This is a genomic window from Rhodopirellula sp. UBA1907 (genome assembly GCF_002337565.1).
GTDB classification, from domain to species: Bacteria; Planctomycetota; Planctomycetia; order Pirellulales; family Pirellulaceae; genus Rhodopirellula; species Rhodopirellula europaea.
Genome location: NZ_DDGH01000083.1, coordinates 47,203 through 58,077, shown reverse-complemented (window position 1 = coordinate 58,077; position 10,875 = coordinate 47,203). Strand labels below are relative to the sequence as shown.

Here is a 10,875-nt window from a genome sequence, read left to right as displayed (position 1 = left end):
CGCCGTCTTCGGTGTTGGCCGGAGCGACACCGCGATTGGTACTCTCGGACGGAGAGAGATTGCGACCAAACTGGCGTATGTTTCGTTTCGCTTTCACGGGTTCAACTGCTTTGTTGACACCTTCGGCTGAACCAAAGGTCTCCGTTGCGAAGACATCCGGTTTCTCATCGCCAACGAAGGCACTGGCTCCACCGGTGTGATCGCCGTGACTGTGGGTATAGATGATCGCCTTGACCGGTTTGTCACTGTATCGCCGAAAAGCTTCCGCCGCTTTGGAAGCACTGGACGGACCGAAAAGAGTGTCGACGATGATGACCCCATCGGTACCGACAATCATCGACGTGTTTGCGCCGTGAAAACCAACCGCGGTGTAAACGTTGTCCGCGACTTGAACGACACCCTTCTCGAACTGTTGTTGCTGAGCGTTCAGCATCCTCAGCGCGGTTTCGGGTTGGACCTTTGTTTGTCCGTTGGCAAGGCCAGCAGTCAACGCGAGGACGCCGAGTAGAACGGCTGTTCGTAAGCTAGTGCCGAAGCGGATTCGGAAGTGGTTTTTGTTCATGAGATTAATCCTTTGAAAGATGGTTCTTGAAGTTTCTCTGCATGTGTTGCAGAACGTTTTGCGCTGCATCCAACTCCTTCTTCGAGATTCCTTTCAAAGCGATCTTCCGCTGGCCATCCAGCAGCGGCGGGACGTTTGGCAATCGTTGCTCGGAGTCAAAACGCATGGTCCGCCGCGGAAGGCGTTGATGTTGGAGCGTTCACAGAGGCAGTCTGCTTCGTGGGGCCAGCAAAGATTGGTCGGTACCAATCGAAGTAGCAGTAAATCAGCAGTGCACAGGCAGCGAAATCAGGAATCCCGATCGCCAGGTATTGATGGGCGAAGAATGTCACGTACAGCAGGATGTTGACGACGTAGGGCAGTGACATCAGCACAGCCAGGGGTGCTGTTCGCGGGAAGAACATCAATCCACCAGCAACCGTTTTGAAAAAGCCGACCCAGAAGATCAGGTAGCCAGTTTGCTCGAGTGCGATCATGAATCGCCCGACATCATCCGGCGTCTCGCCGACGGGGTAGCCATTCAATGCAAATCCCATCGTCATGATCCCCGTTCCAAAAAGGAAGGATGCGAAAAGGATCCGGGTCACCAAGGCGACTCGCGGCAATCGGATGTTCCGTTTTACTGAAGTCATGGCATTTGTTTTGTGCGTGAAGCGAGGAAGCGAAGTGCGAGTTCGAAACCCGTCGATTGGTTTCACTACGAAAGCTGTATTGTGCAGGTGTTTGTGCGTGAGTCAACGTTTTTGTGAAAAAATGGTGCTTCGATGAGCTTTGTCCATGTGTAATGGTCAGCCGGCCAACGCATCCGTCTGGTGCGATTCGCCCGTCTGCTGCCATTCATCCTGTCATCGAGACTGTTCGCCGTGGCCAGTCCGTCGGGAACTGCAATGCGGTCGGATCAAATTCAGGGCAGTTGGACTTCGATTGCCGTGCCGTTTTGTCGGATTGGAAAAACCGCTTGAAGAGGTTGGCGGCTGGTCGTTTGGGTTCCGGTTTCCAGTTCGTATTGCCATCCATGCCAAGGACACGTCACGCAGCCGTCCGCGACATGACCTTCGGCGAGCGGTCCGCCTTGGTGCGTGCAGATTCCGTCCATCGCGTACCATTGGCCCGAATGAAAGATCACGGCGAGAATTCGATCACCCACCAAGGCTTCTCGTACAAAAGATTCTGTGTTGGGATCGGCAGCCAAGCGTTCGGCGAGTCCCGGTTCGGCCTCGTTCAGATCAAACGCGACGTGCCACGGAAGGTCTTCTCGCGGTTGGCGGTTGTGATTTTGCTCGGCGAGTTCGTTGGGATACAAATTTCGCGTCGGTTTCGGATCGGAATTTGAATCGCTCATGGGGTCTGTCCGTGAAAAGCCTTTGGCAATGAGCGGGAAAGAAGGTGCCGGTGCCCATTGCCGGAACGACCCAGCGGGGCTTTGCACAAATGGTACCGGACGCTCGTTTCTCGACCGCTCCTGGAATGCACTCAGTGTGAAGTTTACTGGCGATCGCGGCGACCCCGGGGGGACACACTTGTCGACTCGCCGTTACAATTCGGGCGTCCCTCAGCTCATACATCACTCCAACGAGACGATCGGATGAATTTCGCAATGCTTTCACAACTGGATGTGGCGGCGGTTCGATGCCGCTGCGGACGCAGAACGTCCGCTTTCCTGCTGAGCAGTCTGGTCGCTGCTCTCTGTTTGATTCCAACCCTCTGTCCTGCCGATGACGCGGCAAAAAAGGATTCGTCCGTGCCATTGAAACTCCGCGAAGTCGAGGGGATCAGCGAATATGTACTGCCCAACGACGTGAAGGTTTTGCTCTTTCCCGATGAGAGCAAAGAAGTCGTGACGGTCAACATGACCGTGTTCGTTGGCTCGCGTCACGAAGGCTACGGGGAAGCCGGGATGGCGCACCTTCTCGAACACATGTTGTTCAAGGGCACGCCCACCCACCCGGAAGTTCCCAAGGTGTTGCAGGATCGCGGAGCTCGGTTCAACGGCACGACTTGGATGGACCGGACGAACTACTACGAAACACTTCCGGCCAGCGAAGACAATCTCGAGTTCGCATTGAATTTGGAAGCCGATCGGTTGCTCAACAGCAACATCAAAGGCGAAGACCTCGAAAGCGAAATGACCGTTGTTCGCAACGAGTTTGAACGCGGCGAGAACTCACCGATGCGAGTCTTGATGCAGCGGATTGAGTCGGCCGCATTCGATTGGCACAACTACGGCAAATCGACGATTGGCAACCGCAGCGACATCGAGCGTGTGCCGGTCGTCAAGCTGCGCCAGTTCTATCGCAAGTATTACCGCCCGGACAATGTGATGGTCATCATCGCGGGCAACTTTGAGGTGGATCACGCGCTGAAAGCGGTCAACGATGCGTTTGGCAGTCTGCCGGTTCCCAACACTCCAATCGACGAAACTTACACGGTCGAGCCTCCAAAAGATGGGGAGCGAACGGTTGTGCTGCGTCGGGTCGGCGACGTGCAAGTCGTCGGCGCCGCCTACCACATTCCCGCGGGCAGTCATCCAGATTACGCCGCGGTCAAAGCTCTCACGAACGTCTTGGGTGATGAGCCAAGCGGTCGTCTTTACAAAGAAATGGTCGAAACTGAAATCGCCAGCAACGTTTTCGCGATGGCGTTCGGTTTTCGCGAACCGGGGTTGCTCATGACGATGGCAGAAGTGCCCAAGGAGCAATCCATTGAGCAGGCCCGTGCCAAGCTGATCGACTTGATGGAAAACGATTGGGCGAAAAACCCCATCACCGAACAAGAGGTGGAACGAGCCAAACAACAAATGTTGAAGGCTCGCGAATTGGAATCAGCCAACACGGACAAAATCGCCGTTTCGCTCAGTGACTGGGCCGCGCAAGGTGATTGGCGTCTGTATTTCTTGTATCGCGACGCTGTGGAAGCGTTGACCGTCGAACAAGTTCGTGACGTTGCCGATCGCTATCTGAAACGAAACAACCGAACCGTTGGTTTGTTCATGCCATCGGAGGAATCGGATCGTGTCAGTATCCCCGAATCACCGGATTTGGCGGCTTTGCTGAAAGACTACAAAGGCCGGGCCGCTGCCGCCGCTGGGGAACGTTTCGATCCCAATCCGGAAGCGATTGAAGAACGCGTTCAACGTGGCAAGTTGGCTGGCGGAATCGAATACGCCGTGCTGCCGAAGAAAACTCGCGGTGATTCGGTCTCGGTGTTGATGACGCTGCGTTTCGGAACGGCTGAGTCGCTCAAGGACAAACTCGGCGCGGTTGAGTTGTTGGGAATGATGATGGCTCGCGGCACCGAAGATCTTGATTATCAACAACTGCAGGACGAGTGGACTCGGTTGCGTGCTGAGGTCCAGATCTACACCTTGAAAGGTGTGTTGCAGGTTCAGGTGCAAACCAAAGAAGAGTTCTTGCCCGAAGTCATTGACTTGATTGGAAAGATTTTCCGCTCGCCTCGCTTTGAGCCATCGGAGCTCGAAGTCATGCGTCGCCAAGTCATCACCGGATTGGAAAAGAACAAGACTGAACCAAATTCTCTCGCACCTCGCAAAGTGCAGCAAATGCTCTCGCCGTACGACAAGGATGACATCCGGTACGTCATGACGATCGAAGAAGAGATCGACATGTACGAAGAGACGACCATCGAGCAGATCCGCCAATTGCACGCGGAGTACTTGGGCAATCAAGCCGGTGAGTTGGCCATCGTTGGCAACTTCGATGTTGAGCCGACGCTAGAGAAGTTCCGGTCGATCGTGGAAGGTTGGGAAGCTAAGCAGCCGTTTGAGCGAATCGTGACGCCGGCTCAGCCTGATATTCCCGGTGCCGTCGTGACGATTGAGACTCCCGACAAATCCAACGCGTTGTTGTACAGCGGCCAGCAATACAAGTTGGCGGATTCGGATCCCGAGTACGCTTCGTTGGTGCTGGGCAACTTCATCTTGGGAGGCGGATCGCTGAGCAGCCGTTTGGCCAACCGTGTTCGTCAACAAGAAGGTTTGTCGTACGGGGTACGTAGCGGTTTGACCGCGGCGAACTTTGCGGAGGATGAAAAAGTCAGCTTCACGCTGTACGCGATCACCAACCCGGCCAACAAAGACAAGCTGCTTCGCGTGATTCGCGAAGAGGTTGTGCGGGTGCTCGAAGACGGCGTCACCGAGGAAGAGTTGGAGCAGGCCAAGGGTGCGTATTTGCAAGCCGAACGGATTGGCCGAACGGGTGATTCGAGGCTAGCTAGCATGCTGGTCAAATCGGTCTTCAACGATCGAACGATGGCCTTTGTGGCGAAGCATGAAGAGCAGATTCAGTCGGCGACGGTTGATTCGGTCAACGCGGCGCTGAAAAAATACGTGGATCTCGATGGCTTGGTGATGGCCATCGCAGGTGACTTTGCGGCGGTCGAGCAGCCAGCAGAGTGATCTGGTTGCAGTTCGGCTGCAATCGATTCATAAAAATGCAGCGAAGCCGGATCGGGCGGGTGCCAGGTCCGGCTTTTGTTGTTTACACTCGGCACCAACATTGATCTTTTTCATCCGAGTGTTTCGTCCTTGTCCAGGGTTCCCGTGGCTGGTGTTGTGCCGGTTGGTAGGGGATCCCAGCCGATGAGGTTCGTTTTTGCCTGCGTTGTCGAGCGTTTTTTATGACAACTTCATCCACCAACGATCCTGTGGGAAATCCAACTTCCCCGGCGGACTTTCTGCAAACACCGTTGGATGCTTGGCATCGCCAAGCCGGGGCCAAAATGGTTCCCTTCGCCGGTTACGAGATGCCGATTCAGTACGAAGGCATCGTCGCGGAACACCAAGCCTGTCGTACCAAGGCCGCTTTGTTTGACGTGTCGCACATGGGCCGATTGCGGTTCGATGGCGATCACGCGGCCGAATTTCTCGACCACGTTTTGACGCGTCGTGTGACCGATATGGTGCCCGGCCAAGTCCGCTATGGCATGGTCTGCAATGCGGAAGGCGGCGTGCTGGACGACGTGCTGGTTTCGTTTTTGCAAACGCCTTCGGAGCGACGCTTTCACCTGTTGGTGGTCAACGCATCCAACCGAGAAAAAATACTGAAGTGGTTCGAGCCTCACCTGGCCGACTTCCCCACCGTCACCATGTCGGATCGCACCGAGTTGACGGCGATGATTGCGATCCAAGGACCGATGGCGATCGAAGTCTGCAAGAAACTCTTCTCAATCGATCCATCGCGACTGAAAAACTACAACGCCTTCATCACGGACCAGTTCAAGAAACCAGTCATCGTTAGCCGCACGGGATACACCGGCGAAGATGGACTGGAGTTGATCGTTCGAGCCGAAGAAGCTCACCGAGTTTGGGAAAACGTTTTGCTCGCCGGTCGCGAAGCAGGATTTGTCGCCGCCGGTTTGGGCGCTCGCGACACACTGCGAATGGAAGCCGGGATGCCGCTTTATGGGCATGAATTGGACGAAACGATTGATCCAATCACCGCCGGATTGAAGTTCGGTTGCAACCTGAAGGACCGTCACTTCATCGGCGAAGAAGCTTTGCGGGCCGTTGCTGAACAAGGCCCAACACGACGTCGAATCGGATTGCTTCCCACGGGTAAACGTCCCGCTCGAGAAGGTTGCGACGTTTTGAGTGCGGACGGCGAAAAGATCGGGCAAGTCACCAGTGGTGGTCCGTCACCCACGTTGGGTGTTCCTATCGCGATGGCGACCATCGATGCCAAGCACGCGAAAGATGCGAGCTTCCAAATTGATATTCGTGGCAAGACAACGGATGCTTTGCCGACGAAGCTGCCGTTCTACAAACGGCCACCTGCCGCGTCTTAGTCGTGTGACGCGACATTCCGCGACCGCGATTCGCGAATGTTGTTCAACAAGTTTTGATTCATCCATTTCCCTTTATTTTTCATTGATTCGTTAGGAGCCTCCGATGGCACGAGACCCTTCGACCCTGCGTTATGCCGAGACCCATGAGTGGGTGGACGTTCAAGAAGAAGGCGGCGACAAGTTCGCAACGATCGGTATCTCAGCCTTCGCCGTCGAGCAGCTCAACGACTTGGTCTACATGGACCTTCCCGAAGTTGGACGCACGCTGGAAGTTGGCGAAGAATTCGGTGAAGTCGAATCCGTGAAAGCGGTTAGCCCCCTGTACAGCCCCGTTGCTGGCGAAGTTGTCGCGGTTCATACCGACCTGCCTGACAACTTGGACAATTTGAACGATGACGCGTTCGATTTTGGATGGATTCTGAAAGTGAAATTGTCAGCGGATCTGCCTGATTCGTTGATGGACTATGCCGCTTATCAAAAACAGTGTTCCGAAGCAGGTTGATCGAATGAGTTATCTCTTTCACACCGACGAAGACCGCCGAGAGATGTTGAAATCGATCGGTGCCGACAGCATCGATGAGATCATCAACGATCAGGTGCCAGAAGCGGTTCGTATGAAGCGCCCGTTGGATTTGCCACCGGCCTGCAATGAGTTGGCGTTGACCGCCGAGATGACTCGGTTGGCCGCTCGCAATGCATCGGCCGACTCGCATGTTTGTTTCTTGGGTGGCGGTGCTTACGACCACTTCATCCCTGCCGCCGTTGATGAGATCGCGTCGCGGGGTGAGTACTACACGTCGTACACGCCTTATCAAGCCGAGGTCAGCCAAGGCAATTTGCAGGTGATGTTCGAGTACGAAACCTTGGTCACGCAGTTGACCGGGTTGGGCGTCAGCAACGCCAGTTTGTACGACGGCGGATCCGCAGCGACCGAGGCTGTTTTGATGGCTTTGTCGATGCAACGCGGCCGCAACAAAGTCATCACGACCGATGTGGTTCACCCACAGTATCGCGACATCTTGGTGGCTTACCTCAAGAACATCGACGCTGAGTTGGTGGTGGTTCCTTCGGATGAAAATGGGCACTCCAAGCCCATGATCGATGCGATCGATGACAAAACCGCTTGCGTGCTGATCCAGCATCCAAACTTCGTCGGTCAACTCGAATCAGTTTCTGAAATCGCAGCCGCGGCCAAAGAAGCCGGGGCACTGACGATTCAAGTGTTCGATCCAGTCAGCCTCGGGCGTCTGAAGCGTCCCGGTGACATGGGCGTCGACATCGCGATCGCCGAAGGTCAAAGCTTGGGCAACCCACTGGCATACGGTGGGCCTTATCTTGGCATCATGGCGTGTCGTGAAGAGTTGGTTCGTCGACTGCCCGGCCGAATCGCGGGACAAACGACCGACCGTCGTGGAAAACGCTGTTGGGTGCTGACATTGCAAACTCGCGAACAACACATCCGCCGCGAAAAAGCGACCAGCAACATCTGTAGCAACCAGACGCTGTTGGCTTTGCGAGCGACGGTGCACCTGTCGCTGCTCGGCCCCGAGGGATTGAAAGAGACCGCCGATCACTGCATCGCAAAAACGGCTTATGCCAAAGAAGTGATTGCGAAATCGGATCGGTTCGAAGTCGTTGGCGAGGGCCCGTCGCTGAAGGAGTTCGTCGTGCGAGACCTTGGTGCGGACGTCGATGGTTTGCTGGCTCACGCTCGTGACAACGGCTTGCTAGCCGGGATCGACATGACGCCGATGTGCGTCGGTGGTTCCGAAGCCTCGGAAACCGCGGTCGCTTTGCCGTCGCGATACGAGCAATGTTTCCTCGTCGCGGTGACTGAAAAACGTTCGCGTGTGGAGATCGATCGTTGGGCCAAAGTGCTCTGCGAAGCTCCCTCGATGGCCACGGTTTGATTCAACGAAGTTCACTCATTTATTCACGCAACCATGCGAAACCAACAATCGACTCAGCTTCTGTTTGAACTCAGCCGCGCTGGACGACGTGCTCACCGACTCGGTGATTTGGACGTGCCATCGGTGAACGTCGACGAACTTTTCGCGGACGAGGCTCTGGCCGAAACTCCGCCACCACTTCCAGAGCTTGCCGAAGGCGACGTGGTCCGCCACTTCGTTGGTTTGTCGACGTTGAACATGAGCGTCGACACGCACTTCTACCCCTTGGGTTCGTGCACGATGAAGTACAACCCAAAACGCAACGAGCGCATCGCTTCGTTGCCTGGGTTCCTCAACGTGCACCCGCTGCAGCATGAGTCGGGCCTGCAAGGGTTGCTGGAGTTGTTGTACGAACTGCAGGGCATGTTCGCGGAGATTAGCGGGTTGCCGGGCGTTTCAATGCAGCCTGCGGCGGGTGCCCATGGTGAGTTGGCGGCTTTGTTGGTCGCGGCGGCTTACTTCCGCGACCAGGGTAGCGATCGTAGCGTGGTTTTGACCGCCGACTCGGCTCACGGAACCAATCCCGCCAGTGCTCAAATGGCCGGTTTCAAAACCAAGACGGTCAAGAGCAGCGCGAATGGTTTAGTGGATCTGGAAGATCTCAAAGCGAAGCTTGATGACAAGACCGCCGTGTTCATGTTGACCAACCCAAACACATTGGGATTGTTTGATAGCCAGATCGAAGAGATCAACCAACTGGTTCACGATGCCGGAGCGTTGATCTACTTGGACGGTGCCAACATGAACGCGATCTTGGGGATCACACGCCCCGGTGACTTTGGTGCGGACTTGATGCACTACAACCCACACAAGACTTTCTCTGGACCTCACGGCGGTGGTGGGCCTGGTGCCGGCCCGATTTGCGTTCGTGACTTTCTGGCCAAGTATTTGCCTGGTCCAGTTGTGACTCGCGTCGAAAACGAAGGCGCGAGCGGCGACGATGATCGCTACACCTATCACTTGACCTCGCCATCGGATGATTCCATCGGACGTGTTCGTAGCTTCTTTGGTAACACCGGCGTGTTGGTGCGAGCCTACATCTATCTGCGGACTTATGGTGGCGACGGTTTGCGTCACGTCAGCGAAGACGCCGTGCTCGGCGCGAACTACTTGCTCAGCAAGGTCAAGCATTTCCTCGATGTGCCTCATGGCGATCGTTGCATGCATGAGTTCGTTGCATCGGCGACCCGTTTGAAGAAAGAAAAGAAGCTTTCCGCGATGGACATCGCTAAACGCATTTTGGATTACGGGTTCCATGCACCAACGGTGTATTTCCCATTGGTTGTTGACGAAGCCGTGATGGTGGAGCCGACCGAAACGGAAAGCAAGCAAACGTTGGATGCGTTTGTCGAAGCTCTCTTCCGAATCACGGAAGAAGGCGAGGAGCTGATCCACGATGCACCGCACTCGACACGAATTAGTCGGCCTGACGACGTGACCGCGGCTCGACGTCCGATTTTGAAATGGACGGATGCGGCGGGTGAATCCGCGACGTGAGTGAAGTCCCTGCCATCCGTGGCCGATTGATCGAATTGGCGAGCCATGATGCGGCGGCGAACATGGCGATCGATGAGGCATTGCTCAGCAGTGTCGCTGCGGGAGCACCTCCCACGCTGCGATTCTACGGATGGAAACGGCCGACTTTGTCGCTCGGGTATTTCCAACCCTTGGCCGAAGCGATGGCGTGGGCAGAGCGAACAGGTGTCTCTTTGGGGAACACCGGCGAAGTGGATCTGGTTCGCCGGTCCACCGGTGGAGGCGCTATTCTGCATCACGCTGAGCTGACGCTGTCGTTGACGTTGCCGATGAATGTCTCGGACACGGGAGCACGCGAAGCAACTTATCGAAACGTCCACGAAGCGATCGCGAGCGAACTCAAGGTGATGGGTGTCGATGCGAAACCGTTTCGAACGCTTGGGACGGGCGCGGTAACGCGAATGTCGTATGATTCATCCGGGGCATCAAGTGCTGGCAAACGTGACGAGCCCTTCCTCTGCTTTCAACGTCGCACGGACGAAGATCTGATCGTGAGTGGCTACAAGGTGCTGGGGAGTGCGCAACGCAGAACCAAAGGAGCGTTGTTGCAACACGGCAGTTTGTTGTGGAGTGTTTCGCCTCACGCGGATGTCTTGCCGGGGATCCAACAACTGGCTGGACGGCGATTGGAAATGGATCAACTCGTTCACGGATTGCAACGACGACTCAAAGCGATGTTTGAGATCGATTGGCAGTTGGGTGCACTTGAGTCCAACGAGATCAAAGCTGCGAAACAAATTGTTACGCAGCGATACGGCAATTCGGATTGGACGTCGAAGCGATAGCCACCGAGACGTGCGTTGGTAAAGACGCGAAAATGTAGCGGTGGGTCAGTGCCGCCCCACGGCGATGGTGGAGACCGTTACACTGCAGGGATTCCACCCCAATGTGCTCCTCGCCGAAGGCATCTCATGGCGATCCAATTCCATTGCTCTTCCTGCAACGCGGTCCTACGTGTTGGTGACGAATCGGCTGGCAAGTCAGCTCGTTGTCCCACGTGCCAAAGCGTGCAACCCATTCCAGGTG

At 55.6% G+C, this 10,875-nt stretch carries 10 protein-coding genes; 6 read left to right on the top strand and 4 right to left on the bottom strand.

What is annotated here, in order from left to right; translation table 11 throughout:
• From B2R17_RS17710 to B2R17_RS17695, 4 genes are all read right to left on the bottom strand, one after another.
• Positions 1–562: MBL fold metallo-hydrolase (locus B2R17_RS17710; RefSeq protein ID WP_286765026.1), on the bottom strand; the 562-nt coding region annotated here is incomplete at its 3' end.
• 4 nt (positions 563–566) lie between these two features.
• Complete coding sequence (locus B2R17_RS17705) at positions 567–728, bottom strand: MarR family transcriptional regulator (RefSeq protein WP_286765025.1); 162 nt, start codon at positions 726–728, stop codon at positions 567–569.
• Entirely contained in the window at positions 718–1,194 is a 477-nt protein-coding gene (locus B2R17_RS17700) for a hypothetical protein (RefSeq protein ID WP_286765024.1), read from the bottom strand. Before B2R17_RS17700 ends, B2R17_RS17705 begins: the two co-directional genes overlap by 11 nt.
• Positions 1,195–1,466: 272 nt before the next feature.
• Positions 1,467–1,904 (bottom strand): Rieske (2Fe-2S) protein, encoded by a 438-nt coding sequence (locus tag B2R17_RS17695; protein WP_286765023.1) that lies wholly within the window; start codon positions 1,902–1,904, stop codon positions 1,467–1,469.
• Between the two features lie 243 nt (positions 1,905–2,147).
• Between B2R17_RS17695 and B2R17_RS17690 the strand changes: the two genes are divergently transcribed.
• From B2R17_RS17690 to B2R17_RS17665, 6 genes are all read left to right on the top strand, one after another.
• Positions 2,148–4,976: a M16 family metallopeptidase gene (locus B2R17_RS17690; RefSeq protein WP_286765022.1), complete on the top strand. Its 2,829-nt coding sequence runs from the start codon at positions 2,148–2,150 to the stop codon at positions 4,974–4,976.
• Between the two features lie 221 nt (positions 4,977–5,197).
• Positions 5,198–6,364, top strand: coding sequence for a glycine cleavage system aminomethyltransferase GcvT (gene gcvT, locus B2R17_RS17685; protein WP_008668512.1), 1,167 nt, complete (start codon positions 5,198–5,200; stop codon positions 6,362–6,364).
• Between the two features lie 103 nt (positions 6,365–6,467).
• On the top strand, positions 6,468–6,866 hold the full coding sequence (gene gcvH / locus B2R17_RS17680; RefSeq protein WP_037252318.1) for a glycine cleavage system protein GcvH: 399 nt from the start codon (positions 6,468–6,470) through the stop codon (positions 6,864–6,866).
• A 4-nt stretch (positions 6,867–6,870) separates the two neighbouring features.
• On the top strand, positions 6,871–8,274 hold the full coding sequence (gcvPA, locus tag B2R17_RS17675; RefSeq protein ID WP_286765021.1) for an aminomethyl-transferring glycine dehydrogenase subunit GcvPA: 1,404 nt from the start codon (positions 6,871–6,873) through the stop codon (positions 8,272–8,274).
• 33 nt (positions 8,275–8,307) lie between these two features.
• Positions 8,308–9,810 (top strand): aminomethyl-transferring glycine dehydrogenase subunit GcvPB, encoded by a 1,503-nt coding sequence (gcvPB, locus tag B2R17_RS17670; RefSeq protein WP_286765020.1) that lies wholly within the window; start codon positions 8,308–8,310, stop codon positions 9,808–9,810.
• Entirely contained in the window at positions 9,807–10,634 is an 828-nt protein-coding gene (locus B2R17_RS17665) for a lipoate--protein ligase family protein (protein WP_008668507.1), read from the top strand. The genes gcvPB and B2R17_RS17665 overlap by 4 nt, the downstream gene beginning before the upstream one ends.
• The last annotated feature ends 241 nt before the right edge of the window (positions 10,635–10,875 follow it).

What these genes read in the sequence shown, in the direction of transcription:
- B2R17_RS17705 (WP_286765025.1), bottom strand. Translation starts at nt 728, where the DNA reads ATGCGTTTTGACTCCGAGCAACGATTGCCAAACGTCCCGCCGCTGCTG.
- B2R17_RS17700 (WP_286765024.1), bottom strand. Translation starts at nt 1,194, where the DNA reads ATGACTTCAGTAAAACGGAACATCCGATTGCCGCGAGTCGCCTTGGTG.
- B2R17_RS17695 (WP_286765023.1), bottom strand. Translation starts at nt 1,904, where the DNA reads ATGAGCGATTCAAATTCCGATCCGAAACCGACGCGAAATTTGTATCCC.
- B2R17_RS17690 (WP_286765022.1), top strand. Translation starts at nt 2,148, where the DNA reads ATGAATTTCGCAATGCTTTCACAACTGGATGTGGCGGCGGTTCGATGC.
- gcvT (WP_008668512.1), top strand. Translation starts at nt 5,198, where the DNA reads ATGACAACTTCATCCACCAACGATCCTGTGGGAAATCCAACTTCCCCG.
- gcvH (WP_037252318.1), top strand. Translation starts at nt 6,468, where the DNA reads ATGGCACGAGACCCTTCGACCCTGCGTTATGCCGAGACCCATGAGTGG.
- gcvPA (WP_286765021.1), top strand. Translation starts at nt 6,871, where the DNA reads ATGAGTTATCTCTTTCACACCGACGAAGACCGCCGAGAGATGTTGAAA.
- gcvPB (WP_286765020.1), top strand. Translation starts at nt 8,308, where the DNA reads ATGCGAAACCAACAATCGACTCAGCTTCTGTTTGAACTCAGCCGCGCT.